Source organism: Pseudomonas sp. GW821-FHT02H09 (assembly GCF_059421425.1).
Genome location: NZ_JBWKVA010000029.1, coordinates 59,724 through 82,575 on the forward strand (window position 1 = coordinate 59,724; position 22,852 = coordinate 82,575).

20 protein-coding genes are annotated in these 22,852 nt (G+C 56.6%); 12 read left to right on the forward strand and 8 right to left on the reverse strand.

Annotation, left to right across the window (positions count from 1 at the left end; translation table 11 throughout):
* Nucleotides 1-167 precede the first annotated feature (167 nt).
* The 3 genes from copD to AC07VR_RS28810 form a co-directional block, all read right to left on the reverse strand.
* Entirely contained in the window at nucleotides 168-1,106 is a 939-nt protein-coding gene (copD, locus tag AC07VR_RS28800; RefSeq protein WP_495013285.1) for a copper homeostasis membrane protein CopD, read from the reverse strand.
* A gap of 3 nt (nucleotides 1,107-1,109) precedes the next feature.
* Nucleotides 1,110-1,493, reverse strand: coding sequence for a copper homeostasis periplasmic binding protein CopC (gene copC / locus AC07VR_RS28805; RefSeq protein WP_495013286.1), 384 nt, complete (start codon nucleotides 1,491-1,493; stop codon nucleotides 1,110-1,112).
* Nucleotides 1,494-1,861: 368 nt separating this feature from the next.
* The gene (locus AC07VR_RS28810; protein WP_495013298.1) at nucleotides 1,862-2,566 is read right to left on the reverse strand and encodes a heavy metal response regulator transcription factor; all 705 of its coding nucleotides are present in this window, start codon (nucleotides 2,564-2,566) and stop codon (nucleotides 1,862-1,864) included.
* Between the two features lie 347 nt (nucleotides 2,567-2,913).
* On the opposite strand from AC07VR_RS28810, the gene AC07VR_RS28815 reads away from it, so the two are divergent.
* The 7 genes from AC07VR_RS28815 to AC07VR_RS28845 all read left to right on the forward strand — a co-directional run bounded on the left by AC07VR_RS28815 (nucleotide 2,914) and on the right by AC07VR_RS28845 (nucleotide 10,296).
* Nucleotides 2,914-3,120: a co-regulatory protein PtrA N-terminal domain-containing protein gene (locus tag AC07VR_RS28815; RefSeq protein ID WP_494993155.1), complete on the forward strand. Its 207-nt coding sequence runs from the start codon at nucleotides 2,914-2,916 to the stop codon at nucleotides 3,118-3,120.
* 220 nt (nucleotides 3,121-3,340) lie between these two features.
* Nucleotides 3,341-5,227 (forward strand): copper resistance system multicopper oxidase, encoded by a 1,887-nt coding sequence (locus AC07VR_RS28820; protein WP_495013287.1) that lies wholly within the window; start codon nucleotides 3,341-3,343, stop codon nucleotides 5,225-5,227.
* 109 nt (nucleotides 5,228-5,336) lie between these two features.
* Nucleotides 5,337-6,317 carry a copper resistance protein B gene (locus AC07VR_RS28825; RefSeq protein WP_495013288.1) on the forward strand — a complete coding sequence of 327 codons (981 nt, stop codon included), beginning with the start codon at nucleotides 5,337-5,339 and terminating at the stop codon, nucleotides 6,315-6,317.
* A gap of 145 nt (nucleotides 6,318-6,462) precedes the next feature.
* Nucleotides 6,463-6,924 (forward strand): DUF411 domain-containing protein, encoded by a 462-nt coding sequence (locus tag AC07VR_RS28830; RefSeq protein ID WP_494993157.1) that lies wholly within the window; start codon nucleotides 6,463-6,465, stop codon nucleotides 6,922-6,924.
* 684 nt (nucleotides 6,925-7,608) lie between these two features.
* Nucleotides 7,609-8,613, forward strand: a complete 1,005-nt coding sequence (locus AC07VR_RS28835) for an ArsJ-associated glyceraldehyde-3-phosphate dehydrogenase (RefSeq protein ID WP_495013289.1) — start codon at nucleotides 7,609-7,611, stop codon at nucleotides 8,611-8,613.
* Nucleotides 8,614-8,622: 9 nt separating this feature from the next.
* A complete protein-coding gene (arsJ, locus tag AC07VR_RS28840; RefSeq protein ID WP_494993160.1) occupies nucleotides 8,623-9,876 on the forward strand; it encodes an organoarsenical effux MFS transporter ArsJ in 1,254 nt (417 codons plus the stop codon).
* Nucleotides 9,877-10,110: 234 nt separating this feature from the next.
* Entirely contained in the window at nucleotides 10,111-10,296 is a 186-nt protein-coding gene (locus AC07VR_RS28845; RefSeq protein ID WP_495013290.1) for a CopG family transcriptional regulator, read from the forward strand.
* A 61-nt stretch (nucleotides 10,297-10,357) separates the two neighbouring features.
* Here AC07VR_RS28845 and AC07VR_RS28850 read toward each other — a convergent pair whose 3' ends face one another.
* Complete coding sequence (locus AC07VR_RS28850; protein ID WP_495013291.1) at nucleotides 10,358-12,016, reverse strand: SulP family inorganic anion transporter; 1,659 nt, start codon at nucleotides 12,014-12,016, stop codon at nucleotides 10,358-10,360.
* A gap of 163 nt (nucleotides 12,017-12,179) precedes the next feature.
* Between AC07VR_RS28850 and AC07VR_RS28855 the strand changes: the two genes are divergently transcribed.
* The gene (locus tag AC07VR_RS28855; RefSeq protein ID WP_494993162.1) at nucleotides 12,180-12,410 is read left to right on the forward strand and encodes a hypothetical protein; all 231 of its coding nucleotides are present in this window, start codon (nucleotides 12,180-12,182) and stop codon (nucleotides 12,408-12,410) included.
* A 971-nt stretch (nucleotides 12,411-13,381) separates the two neighbouring features.
* Here the strand turns inward: AC07VR_RS28855 and betA are convergent.
* The 4 genes from betA to speB form a co-directional block, all read right to left on the reverse strand.
* Nucleotides 13,382-15,070, reverse strand: a complete 1,689-nt coding sequence (gene betA, locus AC07VR_RS28860; RefSeq protein ID WP_494993164.1) for a choline dehydrogenase — start codon at nucleotides 15,068-15,070, stop codon at nucleotides 13,382-13,384.
* 2 nt (nucleotides 15,071-15,072) lie between these two features.
* A complete protein-coding gene (locus AC07VR_RS28865) occupies nucleotides 15,073-16,641 on the reverse strand; it encodes a purine-cytosine permease family protein (protein WP_495013292.1) in 1,569 nt (522 codons plus the stop codon).
* Between the two features lie 136 nt (nucleotides 16,642-16,777).
* Nucleotides 16,778-18,286 carry an aldehyde dehydrogenase family protein gene (locus AC07VR_RS28870; RefSeq protein WP_495013293.1) on the reverse strand — a complete coding sequence of 503 codons (1,509 nt, stop codon included), beginning with the start codon at nucleotides 18,284-18,286 and terminating at the stop codon, nucleotides 16,778-16,780.
* A gap of 67 nt (nucleotides 18,287-18,353) precedes the next feature.
* Nucleotides 18,354-19,352 (reverse strand): agmatinase, encoded by a 999-nt coding sequence (speB, locus tag AC07VR_RS28875; RefSeq protein ID WP_494993167.1) that lies wholly within the window; start codon nucleotides 19,350-19,352, stop codon nucleotides 18,354-18,356.
* A 152-nt stretch (nucleotides 19,353-19,504) separates the two neighbouring features.
* Between speB and AC07VR_RS28880 the strand changes: the two genes are divergently transcribed.
* The 4 genes from AC07VR_RS28880 to AC07VR_RS28895 form a co-directional block, all read left to right on the forward strand.
* Nucleotides 19,505-20,419: a LysR family transcriptional regulator gene (locus AC07VR_RS28880; protein ID WP_495013294.1), complete on the forward strand. Its 915-nt coding sequence runs from the start codon at nucleotides 19,505-19,507 to the stop codon at nucleotides 20,417-20,419.
* Nucleotides 20,420-20,505: 86 nt separating this feature from the next.
* Nucleotides 20,506-22,014 (forward strand): transcriptional regulator GcsR, encoded by a 1,509-nt coding sequence (gene gcsR, locus AC07VR_RS28885; protein ID WP_495013295.1) that lies wholly within the window; start codon nucleotides 20,506-20,508, stop codon nucleotides 22,012-22,014.
* A 302-nt stretch (nucleotides 22,015-22,316) separates the two neighbouring features.
* The gene (gene gcvH, locus AC07VR_RS28890) at nucleotides 22,317-22,700 is read left to right on the forward strand and encodes a glycine cleavage system protein GcvH (RefSeq protein ID WP_495013296.1); all 384 of its coding nucleotides are present in this window, start codon (nucleotides 22,317-22,319) and stop codon (nucleotides 22,698-22,700) included.
* A gap of 9 nt (nucleotides 22,701-22,709) precedes the next feature.
* Nucleotides 22,710-22,852: hypothetical protein (locus tag AC07VR_RS28895; RefSeq protein ID WP_495013299.1), on the forward strand; the 143-nt coding region annotated here is incomplete at its 3' end.

The following is a 22,852-nucleotide window of genomic DNA, read 5'->3' on the forward strand; positions in this document are numbered from 1 at the left end:
GTTCCTCTATCTACAGAGCCAGCACGCCAATGAAGTTGATATCGATCAAGAACCATCGATTACCAGTATGCGCCCACTGAATCGTAACGCTGGTGCTCATGGCATCTCCTGGCGGGCCTCACTTCAAGGCTTGGAGGTGCCTACAAAACCAGGGGCGATTCAAACGTCTATGCAGAGCTCATTTCCATCTCCGGGCTCAAAGTCCCCAGCCATGCAACAAGGCACACTATGACCACAGCCATTGAAAATTCAAAGGTCATGCTACGCCGCAAAGCGTTGACCGCGACTGAATACTCTCCATTTCGAACTGATCGTTCTAATAGCGGACTTAGATGAAAACGGTTGAGAATGGCCAGTACGATCATTCCGGAAAATAGTAGAATTTTCAAAAACAGCAATATGCCATAAGTGGTCAGCATCACCTCATCGAGGGCTGGACCTACGATAAAAAGGTAATTCACTACACCGGTGATGCTTAGGATCACTACGATCACCACGCCAGCCGATTCAAATCCTGTCAGTACCCGAGCAAGAATTCGTGCCTCTTGCTCGCCCTTCAGTGATTTCAAACGCAGCAGCAGAGCGAACGCCGCGAGAGCCCCCAACCAGCCACCTGCGGCTAAAAGATGGAAGATATCGCTAATGAAATGCCAATAGCGACGGCTACCTTCATCCATGGCACCGTGTCCTGTCCATGCCAGGGTGGCCAGTGCAATGGCTCCACATGCGGTGACCATCCAGAGACTGAGTGTCGGAAAGCGCTTATTCAATGTGACGGCGATAATTGCCCATAGCAGAGCAGCTATTCGGACCATCCAGGTCAAACCGACATCAGTCCCCATAAGGACCATTTGAAAGATATGGTGATGAAGCTCCATAAACCCTGAAACGCCGCTCATTGCTTTTGCCAGCAGCAACATAGCAGCAAGGGATAGAAGTACGCCGATAGTGGATGTACCGAAAAGGAGCGACTCAAAGTTCAAGACCGTGCCAGATATTCGCTCTTTTCCCCTGAGGCCGTACACACCAAAAATTGCCAATCCGAACAGCAGCATCAGGTCCAAATAAAGAGCAAAGCGAATCACGATATTAATTGAGTCGCTCATGAATCATTTCACTTTGAAAGAGAAGTTGCCGGTGATGGGATGAGTGTCCGAAGAGACAGCACGCCATTCAACCTTGTAGGTACCAGTGGTCAGCGGAGAAGCAGGCGTGATAACCATCATTTTTGGATCGGCGCCGCCGGAAACACCGGCTTTAACACCCATTGGAGAGTTCGGCATGCCTGGCATATCGGTCATGATCAGTTTTGCACCAGAGAACTGAGTCGTGAGACTCTCAGAAAAGTGCAGTTCAATTTTTGAAGGTGCCGCAGAGTCCGAACCTTCAGCAGGCGTGGAAGAAAGGAGTTTGGGATGTGCTTGAGCGACTGCACTAATCAGCAAACCAGCGGTAAGCGCAACGGCTACGGTGGTAGTTTTAAAGAATGACATGCAAGACTCCTCACAGCATGAGCTGTTGATTCGAGGTTTGGTTGGGGGGAGATCTGGTTTTTACTTTCCGATTCTTGTTATAACCACAGACGAATACCCGGCGTATTCCGCGTCCTGGTACATACTGAACATGGGGGCGTTGGCCAAGACTCCAGCGTCACAGTGCAGATACACGATGCCACATGAACTCGGACCGTTCGATTACATTTCAGTCAGCTTGGGACTGGCTCTATGCCCAGAATAAGGGGCCTCACGGGGCATAACGCGCTGTCCCATCCGCCCCGACTTCAAGACTTTCTGGACACTTCAAAGCGCTCAGTCCATCTGAGAGCAAGGTCGCAAACCATGGTTATCAATTCGGTGCTTGATCACTCATGAGGAGCGAATTGCGACTCCGAGTCTGGTGCGTCGAGCATGTACCCCATGCCCCGCGAGGTATGGATCAGCTTGACCTCAAAGTCGTCGTCGATCTTCGCTCTCAGCCTCCTCACCGCGACCTCGATAACATTGGTATCGCTGTCGAAGTTCATGTCCCAGACCTGGGAGGCGATAAGTGACTTTGGCAGCACCTCGCCCCGGCGGCGCAGCAACAGCTCGAGCAACGCAAATTCCTTCGCCGTGAGGTCTATGCGTTTGCCTCCACGAATGGCCCTGCGCTTGAGCAGGTCCACCTCCAGATCGGCCAGTTTCATATGGGTTTGCGAAGGCGCACTGTTACCCCGACGCAGTAGCGTTCGAACGCGGGCCAACAATTCAGAAAACGCGAAGGGTTTGATCAGGTAATCATCGGCTCCAAGCTCAAGCCCCTTTACTCGATCTTCAACGCGGTCTCGCGCAGTCAGGAAGAGGACGGGAACATCGTTCCCGGATGCACGCACCTTCTGAAGTACTTCCCAGCCATCCAGGCCGGGCATCATGACATCGAGAATCAGCAGGTCATACGCCTCGCTCAAGGCGTGCTGAAGCGCCTGCGTACCATCGGTAAAGCGATCGACATTGAACCCCGACTCTGTGAGGCCCTGCTGCAAATAGATACCTGTTTTTGGTTCGTCTTCAGCAACCAGAAGTCTCATGAGGGTGGATCTCAAAGTGATGACGGACTGAGTTTGCAATGAATAGGTCCAGCCAAGCAGAAACTGACAGAAAAGTAATCCTGGCCTCAGATAGATGTCAGCAAGCGCTACTCAAATATGGCCATGTGCGCACTCATTATGGGTATGGGCATCATGTCTTGAACCTGCGCTGCGCTTACGCATCTGTTCAAGAAGGAAGTCGCAACCTGACACAACGGTAATGCTCACTTAAGGCTTCTGACAGGGAACGGGTTTTAAAGTTGTATCGAGCCTGAAGCTCAGCCCCAAGAATCATCATCCTGATGTGGATTCAAAGGGGAAAACAAAACTCATCCGAGGATACCCAAATGAAATCCGTCAAAACCCTGCTTGTCATCGCTGCCTTGACCGTCTCTTCTCTCGCTATGGCCGAAGGTGGTGGTGACCGGACATTCGCACGGATGGACGCGGCCAGGAAGGATTCAATGGAATCGTACCGAGTAGCCCAAACCCAAGGCACTCAACCTCCCGTCGCAGAAAGTAAAACCAAAGCACTCGAGCACACTGATTGCTGAATAGCTGAGCGCACTCTCAAGCTGACAGAAATGTAATCACTGTGGTGGTTCAAATGTGGCAATTTCTGAGCTCGCTTGCCGTATCAATTCGTCTTTAGTGACGGCGGGCGAAGCTCATCCGGGACCAATACGAACTCCCGAGAGAGTGCCTTCAACCTGTATGGGCAACTCACTGGTTGTTTCGCACAGCTCCCCTTTTGATTGATTGGACATATACGGCATGCATTCCAAAACCTCTAGGCGGACCTTCGTCAAAGGCCTGGCAGCGGGTGGCATTCTTGGCGGCCTTGGTCTGTGGCGCACCCCTGTATGGGCAGTGACCAGTGCTGGTCTGCCGAGCGTACTGACTGGCAACGAGTTTGATCTGTTTATTGGTGAAACCCCGGTAAACATCACCGGTTCGCCGCGCACAGCCATGACCATCAATGGCACTCTGCCGGGGCCTCTGCTGCGCTGGCGCGAAGGAGAAACGGTCACACTGCGTGTGAAAAACCGTCTGGACCAGGACACCTCGATCCATTGGCACGGGATCATCCTGCCGGCCAATATGGACGGTGTACCTGGTTTGAGTTTCCATGGCATCGCACCCGATGGCATGTACGAGTACAAGTTCAAAGTTCACCAGAACGGTACGTACTGGTACCACAGCCACTCTGGTTTACAGGAACAGGTAGGCGTCTACGGTCCAATCGTGATCGACTCAAAAGAGCCTGAACCTTTTCAATACAACCGCGATTACGTGGTGATGCTGACCGACTGGACCGATGAAGATCCTGGTCGCGTCATGGCCAAGCTGAAGAAACAATCGGACTACTACAACCACCACAAACGTACTGTTGGCGACTTCATCGACGATGTCAGCAAGCAAGGCTGGTCCGCAGCCGTGGCCGATCGGAAGATGTGGGCCGAAATGAAAATGAACCCCACCGATCTCGCAGACGTCAGTGGCGATACCTACACCTACCTCATGAATGGCCAGGCCCCCAATGGCAACTGGACCGGCATTTTCAAACCGGGTGAGAAGCTGCGCCTGCGCTTTATCAACGGCTCAGCCATGAGCTACTTCGACGTTCGTATTCCTGGTTTGAAAATGACCGTTGTGGCCGCCGACGGCCAACACGTCAAACCGGTCAGCGTCGACGAATTCCGCATCGCCGTAGCAGAAACCTATGACGTGATCGTGGAACCTGCCAGCGAAGAGGCTTACACCATCTTCGCCCAATCCATGGATCGCACCGGTTATGCACGCGGAACCCTGGCGGTACGCGAAGGGTTGAAGGCGCCGGTACCGGCGATTGATCCCCGCCCTCTTTTGACCATGGATGACATGGGGATGGGCGGTATGGCCGGGATGGACCATGGCAGCATGGCAAGCATGGGCGGCGGCGATATGAAGCAAGGTGACATGTCCGGGATGGCCGGGATGGATCACAGCAAGATGACTGGCATGGATCAAGGCGATATGACCGGCATGGACCAAGGCGACATGTCCAACATGGCTGGCATGGATCACAGCAAGATGGCTGGGATGGACCATGGCGATATGTCGGGAATGGCTGGCATGAGTGGTATGGGGGGAGAAATGCAGACTCACCCCGCTTCCGAAACCAACAACCCCTTGGTTGACATGCAGGCCATGAGCCCAACGCCAAAGCTAAACGATCCCGGCATTGGCTTACGAAACAATGGTCGTCGCGTGCTCACCTACTCTGACCTGAAAAGTACTTTCCAGGATCCTGATGGCCGCGAACCCAATCGCACCATCGAGCTGCACCTGACCGGTCACATGGAGAAGTTCTCGTGGTCGTTCAACGGCATCAAGTTCTCTGACGCCGAACCGTTGCGCCTCAAATATGGCGAGCGCCTGCGCATCACGCTGGTGAACGACACCATGATGACCCACCCCATCCACCTCCACGGCATGTGGAGCGACCTTGAAGATGAGAACGGCAAATTCATGGTGCGCAAACACACGATTGACATGCCGCCCGGAACCAAACGCAGCTATAGAGTCACCGCCGATGCTCTGGGTCGCTGGGCCTATCACTGTCACCTGCTGTTCCATATGGAAATGGGCATGTTCCGTGAAGTACGGGTTGATGAGTAAATGAGACGGGTTATGAGCACTTACCTAAATCACAAATCGCTGATGGGCGAGTCCAAACCTGAACACGGGGCAGTGGACCACAACACGATGAGCCATGAGTCGATGGATCATGACCCAAAAACCAAAAAGGCAGATTGAGATCATGACCAGTATGCTTTTACGCCCAGCCTTGATTGCACTGGCAGTCTCCGTCAGTCCTGCTTTCTCTGCCTTGGCCAACGCCGCTGAAGAGATGGACCACGGTTCGATGGGAACCATGGACCATAGCAAGATGGGGGCTATGGATCACGGCAAGATGAACATGGACCAAGGCCAAATGGACGGCATGGAGAGCATGGACCACAGCAATATGAGTATGGATTCAGGAGCGACCACCACCAGTCGTACCCCCATTCCGGTACTGACCGACGCTGATCGTGCCGCCGCCTTTCCATCCGTGGCTGGTCATGGCGTGCACGACAAAAAGCTCAACGCCTTCATCCTGCTTGATAAGTTCGAGTACCAGGATGCTGACAACGGCAGCGCACTGAGCTGGGATGCAAAGGGATGGATTGGTGGAGACATTGATCGCCTGTGGTTGCGCTCGGAAGGTGAACGTACCAACGGCGTAACCGAGAGCGCCGAACTCCAGGCGCTTTGGGGGCATTCGATCGGTCCGTGGTGGGATGTCGTCACCGGTGTACGCCAAGACTTCAAACCCGGCTCACCACAGACTTGGGGGGCTCTTGGTATTCAGGGGATGGCCCTCTACAACTTCGAAACCGAAGCGACTGCTTACATCGGCGAGAACGGCCAGAGCGCCGCTCGGTTCGAGGGTGACTACGACATTCTGCTCACCAATCGCCTGATCTTGCAGCCCACCGCCGAGATGAACCTTTACGGGAAAAACGATCCTCAGCGCGGCATTGGCTCGGGCTTGGCAAATACCGAAGTGGGCTTGCGTTTGCGCTATGAAATTGTCCGCGAATTTGCGCCCTATATCGGGGTGACCTGGAATCGCTCCTACGGCAAAACCGCCGACCTGGCCGAAGACGAAGGACAAAAGACCAACGAGGCTCGATTTGTGGCTGGTATTCGGATGTGGTTCTGAGTCATTTGCCTGAGCAACACCATCAAGCACTTTGAGTGATCGGGGAGACTTCTCCCCCGCTCAAGGTAGAAACATCAAGCACACCCATGCAGCGGGTGTCGAAACTTCAAAGGTTCACACCGCTGCCAAGGCAAGGATATTACCCATGCACAATAACTTTCGTCTGCGAGCATTACGCATCGCGACATTCGCGGCACTGTTCATTGGTTCAACTGCTCACGCGGCACAGGCCCTGACAATCGATGTTCATCGAGATGCAAACTGCGGGTGCTGCAAGAAGTGGATTCAGCACCTTGAGGCCAACGGCTTCACCGTCATTGACCATGTAGAAACCAACATGAGTGCGGTTAAACAGGACCTCGGTGTCGTTCCACGACTCTCGTCGTGCCACACCGCGGTGATCAACGGGAAGTTCGTTGAGGGCCACGTACCCGCTGAGCAAATAATTGCGATGAGCGAACGCGATGACCTGGTCGGGATCGCTGCGCCCGGTATGCCGGCAGGCTCGCCAGGGATGGAAGTCGATGGAAAGCACGACGCTTATCAGATTGTCGGCCTGACTAAAGCAGGCACCGATCAGATCATCGCGCAATACCCTGGAACCTGATCTGGATTCAGGTACTGGGGGGCTGCAACCGGTTCGATGCGGTCGGTCTCATCCGTCAGCAAAACCAGGGGCGATTTATCCGCCCCTGTTCGATTGGAATTCAAGATCCAATACTGCTGGCTACACGCAGGAGTAGCCAAGCGTATAGATGTCCAGTAGCAGAGTGAGCGTAGCCAGTCATCCAGCACTCCTCCGCCCACAGGTCACCTCTGGCCGTCCCCGGTTGGATCTCCCGCTCTCTCTGGATTCAGGGGGCAATAATGATGCTCAGCAGAGTTCAACGGTCTTATCGAGTTCATCTGCTGCTGACGCTTTACCTCTCATACGGGAAATCATATATTCGATAACCCGCAGCGCAATGCCTGTCTCTACCTGGTGCCGGCGAGGCATTGGCCCGGAGCTTTGAGAATCCGGCCACCAACACCAAACCCGACGCGTTCCGTCACACCCTTCACGAAATTCATGAGCGCATCAAATGGGTGACCGTCCTGAACGGGCAGCCGCTTGCTGCGAAAGCAAAATCGCCTGATTGCGCCCTCGACTACGAGATCGCTCGATGAAAATCCTGTTTCTCTGCACTGCTAATAGCTGCCACGCCATTCAGCATCCAGCCCATATCGAACACATCGGCCAGTTCGACGCCCAGTCGAACTCCCACTGACAACAGATACAGAGCACAACAACATGACTATCAAAGTTGGCATCAATGGTTTTGGCCGGATCGGTCGCCTCGCTCTGCGAGCAGCCTGGAGCTGGCCAGAGTTTGAGTTCGTGCAGATCAACGATCCAGCAGGTGACGCGGCGACTCACGCGCACCTGCTGAACTTCGACTCGGTGCATGGCCGCTGGAATTACCAGGCTGACTCCGAGGGCGACAGCATTGTCATCGATGGCAAACGAATCAAGGTAACTGCCAACAAGGCGATTGCCGACACCGATTGGTCTGGCTGCGATCTGGTGATTGAAGCCAGCGGCAAGATGAAGACCGTCGCTGTGCTTCAGGCTTACCTCGAGCAAGGTGTGAAGCGCGTGGTGGTCAGCGCCCCAGTGAAGGAAAAAGGTGCGTTGAACATCGTCATGGGCGTCAATCATCAGCTGTTCAATGCCGCAGAACATCGCATCGTCACGGCGGCCTCATGCACCACCAACTGCCTGGCTCCAATGGTCAAAGTGATCCACGAGAAACTGGGCATTCGCCACGGTTCGATCACCACCATCCACGACCTGACCAACACCCAAAGCATCCTCGACCAACCCCACAAGGATCTGCGTCGGGCACGTGCTTCGGGCATGAGCCTGATCCCGACCAGCACCGGCTCGGCAACCGCCATCGCCGAGATATTCCCGGAGCTGCGCGGACGTCTGAATGGTCACGCGGTACGTGTGCCGCTGGCCAACGCTTCGCTGACCGACTGTGTCTTCGAAGTCGAGCGCGCCACGACCATCGAGGAAGTGAACCAGTTCCTCAAGGATGCTTCGGAAAACGAGCTGAAGGACATCCTCGGTTTCGAGGAACGCCCGCTGGTGTCCATCGACTACCGCACCGACCCTCGTTCGTCGATCATTGATGCACTGTCGACCATGGTCATCAATGGCACCCAGGTCAAACTCTACGCTTGGTACGACAATGAATGGGGCTATGCCAACCGCACCGTCGAACTGGCCAGAATGGTCGGGCTGGCAGTCTAAGGAGCGGTCATGAAAGCGTTGTCAGCCCTCGCTCCAGAAGTGCGGCAGTACCTGCTCGTCACCGGTAATTACTGGGCCTTCACCCTCACCGACGGTGCCTTGCGCATGTTGGTGGTGCTGCACTTTCACGCGTTGGGCTACAGCCCGCTGCAAATCGCGGCGTTGTTTCTTTTCTACGAATTCTTTGGTGTGATCACCAACCTTGTGGGCGGCTATCTCGGCGCCCGGCTGGGTCTGAACCGGACCATGAACATCGGGCTGGGCATCCAGGTCGCGGCGCTGTTGATGCTGACGGTGCCCTTAGCCTTGTTGACCATCCCCTGGGTGATGGGCGCTCAGGCGTTGTCCGGGATCGCCAAAGACCTGAACAAGATGAGTGCCAAAAGCTCCATCAAACTTCTGGTGCCCGATGGGCAACAGGGCAAGCTTTACCAATGGATAGCCATCCTCACCGGCTCGAAGAATGCACTCAAGGGTGTCGGTTTCTTTCTCGGTGGAGCATTGCTCGCCCTGATGGGTTTCAAGGGTGCGTTGTTGGCCATGGCGAGCGTCCTGGCGCTGATCTGGATCAGCAGCCTGATTCTGCTGAAGAAGGACCTGGGCAAAGCCAAGGCCAAGCCCAGGTTTCGTGAAATCCTTTCCAAGAGCCGGGCGATCAACATTCTTTCAGCAGCGCGGATGTTTCTATTCGGTGCTCGTGATGTCTGGTTCGTGGTGGCCTTGCCGGTTTACCTGAGCAGCGTCTTTGGTTGGGATTTCTGGAAAGTCGGCGGATTCCTCGCGGCCTGGGTGATTGGCTACGGCATCGTGCAATCGTTCGCCCCGCGCATCACTGGCAAGAAACGTGGACATGTCCCTGATGGCCGCGCCGCATTCCTTTGGGCGCTGGCTCTGGCGGGGCTTCCTGTGGCAATCGCCCTCGGGTTGAACACCGGGCTGTCGCAACAGGTGGTGCTGTTAGGGGGATTGATGGTCTTTGGTGCGCTGTTCGCGGTGAACTCCTCACTTCACAGCTACCTGATCGTGTCCTATGCCAAGGAAGACGGCGTGTCGCTGGATGTGGGTTTTTATTACATGTCGAACGCCATGGGACGGCTGATAGGCACTGTACTCTCCGGCTGGGTTTATCAGGTGCATGGACTGGGTGCGTGCTTATGGATATCGAGCGCATTCGTGCTGCTCGCAGCCTTAATTTCCATAGGCCTGCCCAGGCATTCTGCGTCGCTACTGAACGACGTCGGGAAGAAAGGCCCATGCGCATGACCGCATCGGAAAAACCTTCCCCGCGAAATGAGATCTCAAACTGCAGATGGCTTTCATGGAAAGACGTGGTCGACCGCGAGCTGACCGAACGTGAAGATGAGCGTGGAACGGGTGTCCGGATGTTGGTGGGCTGAGTGTCCGGATGGCGTGGAATCCGCACCTAAACGGTGACAAATAATGCCTCGACCATTACAATTTGATTATCATCGACCGTTTTAGGGTACTGGCAACTCCATGGAAAACAAGACCGCACGACTGACTGTGCTAATTGATCCCGTCAAGAAAAAAGCCCTTGAGGAGCTCTGTGCATCTCAGGATCTGACCCCTTCACAGGTCGTCCGTCAGCTTATTCGAGACTACCTGGAGACACATGGCGTGTCCTACTCGACCAAAAGCAAAATTGTGGCTAATGGTAAGTGATTCACTCGCCAATGGGCTGGCACGATGGGAGCCAGATCATCGCTCTGCCCGTAACGCCCACTCAGCTGTAACCTGGCAACTTGTCAATCTCGAAACGGCCCAATGCACCATTGAAGTCAGCATGATAATGCTCTGAGCCAAGCGCTTGGAGTATCCCTGCCCTGTCCAGCTTGCCAAGGACTTTCTCGTTGGCTTCGCACAGTTTTACGACAATGCTGCGCTTACGTAAGTGCTCAATGACTTCGAGCAGCGTTTGTAAGCCCGTTATATCCATGAATGGCACTCGCTTTAGACGAATAATCAATGTCCCTGGATCCGTGTGCGTTTGAGCCAGAACGCGCTCAAAGGTTTCTGCTGCGCCAAAGAAAAGCGGTCCCTCAATGGTATAAACCAAAACGCCAGGCGGAAGATGAACATGGCCATTGATCCGTAACTCAACCTCAAGCTCTTTTTCGACCATTTGCTGCACCTTGACTGAAGACGCCATCCGACGCATGAATTGCAGCATGGCGAGAATGACACCGATGTTCACGGCGATTGTCAAGTCACTGAAGACGGTCAGACTGAAGGTTATGAGAAGTATAGCGACGTCGGCTTTTGGGGCACGCTCGACCATACGTTTGAAGTGCTTCAACTCACTCATGTTGTAAGCAACGACAAATAAGATCGCAGCCAAGGTACACAGCGGAATATCCGAGGCCAGAGGCGCCAGGAAAGAGATCAATAAAACCAATGTGAGAGCGTGGGTAAAACCCGCAATTGGACTGGTCCCGCCATTGCGGATGTTGGTAGCTGTTCGAGCGATCGCGCCTGTCGCAGCAAAGCCACCAAACAAGGGAGTGACCAGGTTAGCGATGCCTTGGCCGATTAACTCCTGATTGGAGTCATGCTTGGTACCCGCCATACCGTCGGCGACAACAGCGGACAGTAATGACTCGATGGCCCCCAGCATCGCGATCGCGAACGCCGGTCCGATCAACTCAATCACCTGCGTTATGGTTATATCAGGCAGGCCAATCGCAGGCAGTCCTTGGGGAATTCCCCCAAAAGCACTGCCAACCGTTGCAACGCCGGCAAACTGAAAATAAGACTGTATTACTGTCACAACAACCATGGCGACCAAGGGACCCGGTACACGTCTTATGCCAGGTATTTTGGGAGCTGCAATCACCAGCACCAGACTCAAAAGCGCTAACAGTGTCGTGGCCACATGAAGGTTGGGCAGTACCTGGAGCAGATGCCAGAACCGATCATGGAAATGCTCACCGCCGATTTTCGGCAAGCCGAAAAAGTCTTTCCATTGCCCCACCCAAATGATCACACCAATACCGGCAGTGAATCCAACAATCACAGGGTCGGGGATGAACTTGATGATGACCCCAAGCTTGGTGATACCAAGCAATAACAAAATCACCCCGGCCATCATCGACGCTACCTGCAGGCCGTCAACGCCGTACTTAGCGGTCACGCCAGCCAGAATGACGATAAATGCCCCTGTCGGGCCAGCGATCTGAAGACGGCTCCCTCCGAAGAGAGAAACCAGGATGCCACCGATAATGGCCGTGTAAATCCCTTGCTCAGGCTTGACGCCTGAGGCGATGGCAAACGCCATGGCCAAGGGCAGCGCCACGACGCCGACGATGACCCCAGAGACGATATTTCGAAGCCAGTGCTCAGGCCTTAACAGGCCTGCCTTCCAAGCTTCTCGTATCGCAATCATGACTAGCCTCTCTCTGTTGGCATGTGCATAATATTCACATGCAGTGATAATAGTAAAGCCGTTGAGCTACCCTTGGCACAGCACCCGAGCGCACTGAAAATCCAGTGCTGAAAGGTCCAAAATCATGCTCGTGGACACAATGAGTCCACACTCGGAGATCCGCATGAAACGCGAAGACGTCAAAACCAAACACGGGGAAGGCATGCACTTCGACACGCATGTGATAGCCAACCCGGCCAACACGAACGAGTGGATCATCCTTTTCAAGAAAGAGGCGGGAAGAAGTTACTTTCTGGTCAATGACAACGAAGAAATCGAGTCATTCGGGCACCTGGATGACCTGATCCATGAGCTTCGGGACATTGGCATCAAGTCCGCCGAAGTTCACTTCTGATTGTTCCTCTCCTGGAGTTTGATCATGTCAGTAAAGGTTGAGCGTCTGTCTAACCAAAGCGAAGAGCTTTGGTCTGTTTGCTTCGGTGACCGGAGTGTTGAGTTTTGCAATGAGCGGGGGGCCAGGGATTATGCGGCCACACTCAAAGAAAGAATCGAAGCGCCACATGTCTTCCCGCGAAATCTCGAGAAATCCGCTCCGGTACGGTAAGCGCTGGTGGCCACGCCTCGGCGCAGGCTGTGGTTACTCATCTCTGAAACATACAACAGTCCCGCGGCTTCGGCACGTGCCGCCAGGATGGTATTGACGCTACGTAACGAGTCGGGTGGGCAGCGACCTCTTGATTGGCTCTTCAAGGCCGCCGAGAAGAGGATATAGATGACTCACATATTGGCCTGTATCGATAGCTCAAATACTTCTCCGGCCGTCTGCGACTACACCGCGTGGGCCAGCCTCAACTTCGTCCTTCCGTTGACCCTCCTGAATGTTGTAGATCGTCCCCCCTTGCGTGGAGACTCGACCCGGTAGCCTGGCGCACGTGTTAGAGGCTATGACGCTGGACGAACAGCGTCATGAGAGAGCCCTGAAACAAGGCTACCTGATGCTTCAAAACGCTCGGGAACGAGCGATTGCTGATGGCGTGATGAAACCAGAACTCCGTCAAAGAAGCGGAGAACTGTTGGGTCGATTCCGGAACATCCAAGAACCTGGGGCGACTCGATGCGGCGGGAGCCATTCTGGAGATGACCGGGTGCGATGTCCGGACCGCTATCCGCGGCGGAAAAGTGGAACTCGCCTTACAGGCTTATCAAGCCGAGCACGACAGGCTCGGCACTTCCCCGCCGTCGTCAGCGCACCACCTCCAGCGCGTCTTCAGACTCAGTGCCTTATGAAACCCCACACAAGACGCCTTCGTGGCTGAGCCAGGCCAACTTCCCGTTAACCTGGCGCAGGCGATACGCTCGGTTGGATCAAACCCTGACGTTGCGTCCCGGCAGCGATGTTCGTTGGCTGGTTTCCCAATCTTTGGCGAGACCGACGGCTGCATCGGACGCAGGCAGCATCTTGCGCCCGCGAACCAGATCAGATGCCCGCTCGGCAAGCATAATGGTCGGCGCATTGAGGTTGCCATTGGGCTCCGTTGGAAACACCGATGAGTCGATCACACGCAATCCCGCGATACCCCGCACACGGAGTTCGGAATCGACCACCGCCATGTCGTCCTCGCCCATGCGACACGAACCGCAAGGGTGGTAGGTGCTCTCCAGATTCTCGCGCACGAAGGCGTCGATCTCTTCATCACTGTTCACCTGCGGCCCAGGCGCGATCTCAACATCGCGGAAACGGTCCATCGCAGGCTGACCGATGATCTCCCGAGTCAGGCGTATGCAGCGGCGGAAACCTTCCCGGTCCTGCTCGCTTTGCAGGTAGTTGAATTGAATCTGCGGATGCTCGTAAGGGTCAGCGGAACGGACTCGCACATAGCCGCGGCTTTTGGGTTTGTTCGGCCCGGTGAGCACCATGAAGCCATGGCCCTTGATCGGTTTATTGCCGTCGTAACGCATTGCCGCGGGCAGAAAGTGAAACTGGATGTCCGGCCAGCGCAGGCCCTTCTCGGAGCGGATGAAACCACCGGCCTCGAAATGATTGGTGGCGCCAAGCCCGTCCTTGAACAACAGCCAGCGCAGGCCGATCAACAGCTTGCTCAGGGGATCCATTTTGCTATTGAGCGTCACCGGTTCCTTGCACCCGAACTGGATGTAGACCTCTGCGTGATCCTGCAGATTCTCCCCTACCCCCGGCAGGTCATGCCGGACCTCGACCCCGGCTTTGCGCAGAACTTCAGCCGGACCGATACCGGAACGTTGCAGCAGGTGCGGCGAACCGATGGGACCTGCCGACACGAGGATTTCCCGATTGCAATAGACCTGGTGGGTCTGGCCTTGGTGGTCATAGCTGATCCCGACGGCTTTTTTGCCTTCAAGGATGATCTGCCGCGTCATCGCGTGAGTGACCACGGTCAGGTTCGGGCGCCCCATGGCCGGCCGCAGATAAGCGTTGGCCGTGGAACAGCGCACACCATTTTTCACTGTCATGTGCATGGCACCGAAACCTTCCTGCATGAAGCCGTTGCAGTCGTCGGTCTTGATGTAGCCCGCTTCGGCACCGGCTTCAACCCAGGCGCCGTACAGCGGGTTTTTCATGTTATTGCCGTTGGTGGTGTGCAACGGCCCGGTTTGCCCACGGTAGCTGTCGCCACCTGCCTCGTAGCTTTCTGCCCGCTTGAAGTAAGGCAGGCAATTGCGGTAACCCCAGCCCTGAGCTCCAAGCGATGCCCATTCGTCAAAGTCATAAGCGTGGCCACGGATGTAGACCAGGCCATTGATCGACGATGAACCGCCCAGAACCTTGCCTCTCGGACAGTGGATGCGACGTCCATTGAGGTAAGGCTCCGGCTCGGTCTCGTAGCGCCAATTGTACTTCTTGGTGTTCATCGGGATCGAAAACGCGCTTGGCATCTGGATCACCACACTGCGGTCACTGCCGCCGAACTCCAGCACCAGCACTGAGGTGTCGGGGTCTTCGCTCAGACGGTTCGCCAGTACACAACCTGCCGAGCCTGCACCGATGATGATGTAATCGTATTTTTGGATAGTCATGGTTATCTCCCGACTGTCGATCCGTTGAAAACCGGCAATGCCTGCTTGGTCAGCTTGTCGCCAGTGGTGTATTGCGGAGATGTTTTTTCGATGTGCTGGATGACGGCTTCTTCACGCGCAAGGTCAATCGAGCGGCTGAGCCAGTAGTACGCCAACCCCGACACGATCAACCCGACGAGCCAGGCGATATCGATGCTGCCGAGTGCTTTTGCGAGTGGGCCGACATAGACCTCACGCTGTTCAACGCCGTCGAAGATGTAAAAGAACGGGATCATGGATATGAAGCCGATCGCGTACGCGGCGATGCCGCGCAGGCCCCAACTGCCGTAGATGTTGCCGTGCGGCATGAAGAAGTGCGGAATGGCGTAGCGGCCCTTGCGGACGAAGAAATAGTCGGTGAGGTTGACCGAGGTCCACGGCACCAGGAAGTACAGCATCACCACCAGGTAGATACCCAGCACCGACAGTCCTTTACCCGAACTCTGGATGCTCAGGGCGACGCCCAGTTGCAGCAGGATCACGAAACCGATGGCCAGAACACGCGCCTTGCGTGTCGGCTCGATGTGCTTGATCGAATCGACACAGGTCAGAGTGGTCAGCTTCGCGCTGTAAATGTTCATCGCGATGACCGGCAGGAAGGCCAGGATCGTGACGACCACCACTGCGGTACCGATGAGCGGCGACACCGTGTTGCCCACTTGTCCGAGGGCTACCAGTACGTCAGTGGAATGCAGGTGATCGGCCAGCCACCCACCCACGGATATCATCCACGCGCCGGACAACGAGGCCCCGAGAAACACCACCGCGATCAGTTTCCCGCTCGAGGTGTTCTTTGGCAGGTAGCGCGAATAGTCGGAAACATAAGGCGCGTAAGCGATGTTGTAACTCGCCGCCGCCGCGAACTGGGCGATGAAACCGGTCCAGTTGAAGCCCAACGGTGGCGGAGCAATTTCACCGGCTGCAAGCACCGGTATCGGCGCATCGGGAACCCAGCCCATCAGCACTGCCAGCGTCACCAGACCGTAAAGTGGAATCGACAGATACAATGCCCATTTGAAACTGCGGTGCATCCAGTCATGGCCGAGGATGGCCAATATGGCGGCCGGCACCGTCACGGCCACCGCCACCACCGCGGGGTTGAAGCCGAATAGCGTGTGCAGGCCCTGCATCATCAACACGAGATTGACGATATTGAAACCGGCAAACACAAACAGCGTCGCCAGCAGCACCAGAATGACGCCACGATAGCCGAACTGCGCACGCGACTGGATCATCTGTGGCAGCCCCAGGTGCGGCCCCTGCGAGCCATGAAAGGCCATGAACAGCGTGCCGAACATGATGCCCAGCGTACCGGCCAGCGTGGTCCATAAGGCGGTCAGTCCGACACTGGGACCGACGAAGCCGATGGTCATGGTAAAGAACGTGAAGTTGCCGAGGAACCAGAACGGACCCTGACTCGACAGTTTGTCGGTGCGCTCGTTCTCGGGGATGAAGTCAATCGAATGCCCCTCGACGACGGACTTGTCGTCAAGGCTGGACACGCTCGGGGCGGACTTGGCGTTAGTGTTCATGACGTACTCTTATTGTTGGAAGATCATGACGAGATAACCGCATTCTTTCGGGTGAACGAAGCCCGGGCGCGTCCTTGCCGTTCCCGATTTCTGAAGGCGCCACTGGCGCCGGGTAAAGATGAGCGTCAGCCGAGACTCAGGGCAGCGTGATCCAGACCGCCTTGGTCTCCAGCAAGTAATCGAGCTGTTCCGGCCCCAGATCCTTGCCGAATCCAGATTGCTTGTAACCACCGAACGGCATAGACGGGTCGATGGTGCTGTGGGCATTGACGTAGACCGAACCCGCCCGCAACCGTGGAATCAGACTGTGCACACGTCCAAGGTCATTGGAATAGAGTGCGGCCGCCAACCCGTAAGGTGAGTCATTGGCCAGCGCCAACGCCTCCTCTTCATCGTCGAAAGGCGCGGTCACCAGAACCGGACCAAAAATCTCCTCCTGGACGATGCGCATATCATTGCGGCAATGGGCAAAAATCGTCGGCTCGACGAAAAACCCCGGGCCGTCGACAGGCTGACCGCCGTAGACCAGTTCGGCGCCCTCGCGCTTGCCGGTTTCGATGTAATCGGTCACTCGCTCCTTCTGCAACGCTGATACCAACGGGCTGATGAAGCAGTCTGGATCCAGACCCGGTGCAATCTTCAACGTCCGTGTGTAGGCGATCAGCTCGCGCAGGAATTCGTCGTAGATGCTGCGATGAATATAAGCGCGTGTGCCGGCATCGCACACCTGCCCCGAGTTGAAGAACACCCCGTTGGCGATGGCTTGGGCGGCGGCCTTCAGGTCCGCATCGGCCAGCACGATTACCGGTGATTTTCCTCCGAGTTCGAGGGTGAGTCGCTTCATTTCGTCCAGCGCAGCACGTCCGACGGTGCGGCCTACCGGTGTCGAGCCGGTAAAGGTGAGCTTGTCGATGCCCGGGTGCGTGGCCATGGCCGCACCGACCACACTACCGCGTCCGGTCACGATGTTGATTACCCCGTCCGGGATGCCGGCTTCCTGAACCAGTTCGGCGAAGCGCAAGGCCGACAGAGAGGTCAGCTCGGCGGGTTTGACCACCAGGGTGCAACCGGTTGCCAAGGCAGCACCGAGCTTCCAGGCCATGGTCTGCAACGGGAAGTTCCAGGGCACGATGGCACCGACGACACCCACTGGTTCCTTACGCGTATAAGCCAGATAGTTGCCGGGTAACGACGGCTCGACGGTACGCCCGTGGAGTTTCGTCGCCCAGCCGGCAAAATAACGCAGGGTATCGACCGTACCCTGGATATCGACATCCCGTGCCTGTGCAGCGGACTTACCCATGTCGATCGATTCGATTTCGGCCAGTTCAGCGGCGTTGTTTTCAATCAGGTCAGCCAAGCGGTGCATCATCCGCTCGCGTTCCGCCGGCTTGGCCTGACGCCAGGCGCCACCATCAAACTGTGCACGGGCGGCTTGCACGGCGCGATCCAGATCCTGCGTGGTACCCATCGGAATACGGGTGATCAGCCCCTCGGTCGACGGCTCGATGACATCGGAAGTCTGCCCGTCGCTGGCCTCGACCCAGGCGCCACCGATGAACATCTTCTGAACCTTGCCGAGGAAGGTTTGGGTGGCTTCGGATACTCCGAATTTTTGCAGGTAATGCTTGACGATCGTGTCCATTTTTATTCTCTCTGCCCGGCGGCCAGGTCACGCCGGGTCACTGTGGTTCGATGATCGATCCGGACAATCAGGCCGGGGTGGTTTCGCTCATTAAGTGCCGCGCTTGAGCCCGCTCGTGGAAGATGAAGCCGATGCTGTTGAGCAACAGTTGCGCAGCCAGAATCGAGGTAATGCCGGAAGGGTCATAGACGGGCGCCACCTCGACCAGATCCATACCAACGATGTTGCCTTTACTGCGCTTGGCCAAGGCCTGGATGATTTCCAGCACTTCGTAATACAGGAAGCCGCCATGGCTGGGCGTGCCTGTACCGGGGGCGATGGACGGGTCGAAACCGTCGATGTCGATGGTGATGTAGTAGTTGATGTTTTGCGGGATCAACTCCAGCACGCCTTCAGTGCCGAGGCGGCGCACATCGCGGACCGAAAGGATCTTCGAGCCGGCGCTATGAGCCGCTTCGTAGTCATCGCGATTGGAAGAAGACACGTTACGGATGCCCATCTGGGTCATGCCGACGATGTGGTTCATTTCCGAAGCACGACGCAGCGGGTTGCCATGTCCATAGCGCACGCCATGGCGCTCGTCGACGAAGTCCAGGTGCGCATCGAAATGGATGATGTGGATCGGACCGCGGCCCTCGAACGCCTTGATCACCGGAGCGTGAACTGAATGATCGCCACCGAGCACAACGGGCATGACACCGGCATCAAGAATTTTGCGGACGGCATACTCGGTGTTCTCGTTGCTCGTAACCATGTCGGTATGCACGATATCGGCATCCCCCACATCCACCATGCGCACGTCCGATGCGGTCAGGTACATGACGTCATCTTCGTGGTCATAGGCACCGGCGTGGCCGAAGGAGAACAGCGTCGATGCCTCGCGAATCCCGCGTGGTCCGAAGCGTGCGCCGGAACGCCACTGAGTCCCCATATCGTTAGGGACGCCAAGGACCGCCACGTCGGCATCGAGCGCATCCCAATCGGTGCACACCGCGGATTTTGCAAAGGTGCAGTGCCCCACGAACGGTAAGTTCAGGCGACCGGATTCATAACCATTCTTCGACATTTCAGGCATCTCCAATTCTTGTTATTGGCTAAGCGGGCTTGCTGGGCGACCGCCGTTGGAATGACTATGAGCGCAGGTTTTCGTAGTAAAAATGCTAAACATCAGATACTCATATCGGTATTTCCGATGCATCCACAGATGGGAGGTCCAAGGTGATTCAGCTGCACGATGTCGATCTGAAGCTGCTCAGGGTGTTTGCCGCGATTGTCAGGTGCGGGGGTTTTTCTGCCGCGCAGGCGGCGTTGAACGCCGGCCAGTCGACCATCAGCGAACAGATGACCCATCTGGAAACCCGACTTGGGGTCAAACTCTGCCAACGCGGTCGCAGCGGCTTTCGCCTGACCGAACAAGGCGTGGCAATCCATGAGGCCACTCAGCGCCTGCTCTCGGCGGTGGAAAATTTCTGCATGGACGCCGACGTGCTCAAGCAGCACATCAGTGGCAAGCTCAACCTGGGGATCATCGACACGACCATTACCGACCCCGGTTCACCGATACCGCGAACCACCCAGCGCTTCGTGTCCAGGGGGCATGATGTGCATCTGAACGTGTATGTGGGCACCCCCGCAGAACTGGAGGAACGCGTACTGGACGGCCGACTGCACCTGGCCATCGGGCACTTCCCGATCCACGTTCCAGGCCTGCTGCACTCACCGCTGTATCAGGAAGCATTGGGGCTGTATTGCGGGCGGCGTCACCCGCTCTATGGCAGCAAGGCCGAGGGTAGCGAACTGCTCGAAGAAATTGGCGCCAGCCGAATTGTCGCCAGGGGCTACATGCAGCAATACGACCTGGAGCATCTGGGCGTCAACAAGGCTGCGGCTACCGTGGATAACATCGAAGCCCTGGCCATTTTGCTGATCTCCGGAGCCTACCTGGGCTTTCTGCCCATGCACTTTGCCGCCCAGTGGATCAAGACCGGCGAAATGCACCAACTGGCACCCACCAGCCTGCAGCTGATGTCACCCTTCGATGTGATCACCCGGCGTGGCATTGCCCCGCCGCCGATACTTCAGGCCTTCCTCGAGGATCTGGCAGCCTGTTCGAGCAAGGCACGCAGCACCTGATACGAGCGTCACGCTCGCCACAAACGAACGGAGCCCGGCATACTCATTGACACAGCGATCCCGTTCGCAACCCTTGCAGGCCACCTATGCGTATCCACGTCACATTCATCGACCGCGTCGGCATCACCCAGGAAGTGCTCGCGCTGCTGGGTCGACGCAGTTTCAATCTGGATGCCGTCGAGATGGCGCCCCCAAACGTCTACATCGATGCCCCGACCCTTGAAGCCGATGTCCTGGAGGAGCTGCGCGAAGCCTTTCTCGGTGTGCAAGGCGTGCAATCGGTGACGATGGTCGACATCCTCCCGGGACAACGCCGACGCCTGCAACTGGATGCCTTGCTGGCGGCCAGCACCGACCCGGTCCTGGCGGTGGATGGTCGCGGCCATGTGCTGCTGGCCAACCCGGCGCTGATCGCACTGTGTGGCCGTGAACCGGCGGGTGAGCCGCTGACCGCGCTATTCGATGACCCTAGTTTGCAACTCACATTGATCGAGCACGGTTACCGCCTGTCCATGCGTGAGGTCACGCTCGGCGGCCATACCCTGCTGCTCGATGCCCTGCCGATCACCGACGCTGGCGCCCTGCTGACCCTGTATCAACCGAACCGTATCGGCGAACGACTGTCGGCCTTGCACCACGACCACGCCGAAGGTTTCGATGCACTGCTCGGTGAGTCCCCGGCGATTCGCACCCTCAAGGCCCGTGCACAACGGGTGGCGGCGCTCGACGCACCGCTGCTGATTCAGGGTGAAACCGGGACTGGTAAAGAACTGGTGGCCCGCGCCTGCCACGCGATCAGCGCAAGACATAACTCGCCATTTCTGGCCCTGAACTGCGCAGCGCTGCCCGAGAGCCTCGCCGAAAGCGAGCTGTTCGGTTACGCCTCTGGTGCCTTCACCGGTGCCCAGCGTGGCGGCAAACTCGGCCTCCTTGAACTGGCCGACCAGGGCACGGTGTTCCTCGACGAAGTCGGTGAAATGTCGCCCTACCTTCAGGCCAAACTGCTGCGTTTTTTAAGCGATGGCTGCTTCCGCCGGGTCGGTGGCGATCGTGAGGTCAAGGTCAATGTACGGGTCCTCAGCGCGACCCATCGCGATCTGGAAAAGATGGTCAGCGAAGGCAGTTTTCGCGAAGACCTGTTCTACCGCCTGAATGTGCTCAATCTGCAAGTGCCACCATTGCGTGAACGCGGCCATGACATCCTGTTGATGGCTAAACACTTCATGCAACAAGCCTGCGCACAGATTCAGCGCCCGGTCTGCCGCCTGGCGCCCGGCACCTATCCGGCGCTGCTCGGCAATCGCTGGCCGGGCAATGTGCGGCAACTGCAGAACGTGATCTTTCGCGCCGCCGCCATTTGCGAGAGCCCGTTGGTGGACATCGAAGACCTGGATATCGCCAGGACGGCCGTGGCGCGGCAGAACGATGGCGAGGTTGGAAGTCTGGAGGATGCCGTCGAAGGTTTTGAAAAGAACCTGCTGGAACAGCTCTACAGCAGTTATCCCTCCAGCCGTTTACTGGCCGCACGCTTGCAATCTTCGCACAGCGCCATCGCCATCCGTCTGCGCAAATACGGTATTGCGGGCAAGGCCTGAACCCACCGTTGTCTGAAAATCGATACAGCGTATCGAATACAAGACATAACGCCGCAACTCCCGCGTTTCCCCCGCCAGGCCTCCCCTTCGTCCACTCACCCCCCGCCACCTGTATTGATTTCAATACGAAAGGGCCCTTCGCAGAACACCAAAAACACATTAAGCAATTGATTTATAAAGAATAAATAATATTGGCACCACACTTGCTCTCAACCCTCAGGCAACGCTCGCTGCCCGTCACGAGCCTGCAAACATCGTCATCCGCCACAGCAGCGGGTACGCCTGACCTTTGAGGAGTTGATATGAGCGAATTGCGTTTTACCGTCGATCACGAATGGCTACGTCTTGAGAGTAATGGCCTGGTCACCGTTGGCATCACCCCTTATGCCCAGGCGGCGCTGGGTGACGTGGTCTTCGTTCAGGTGCCCGAGTTGCGTACCTACCGCGCCGGCGATGAAGTGGCAGTTCTGGAATCGGTGAAAGCGGCCAGCAACATCAGCATGCCGCTGGACGGTGAAGTAGTCGACGTGAATTCGACGCTGGAAGACTCCCCTGAGCGGGTCAACGAAGACCCACTGGGTACGGGTTGGTTCTTCCGCTTGCGCCCCAGCGACACCGGTGCAATGGACAACCTGCTCGACCAGAACGCTTACGACCTGCTGATCAAAGACCACGCCGACGCTTGAGGAACATGTATGACTACCCTCCTCGACACCCACAACGAATTCATCGCGCGCCACATCGGCCCGCGTTCGGGCGATGAGCAAGCCATGCTCAACAGCCTGGGCTTCGACTCCCTGGAAGCCCTGAGCGCCAGCGTCATCCCCGACAGCATCAA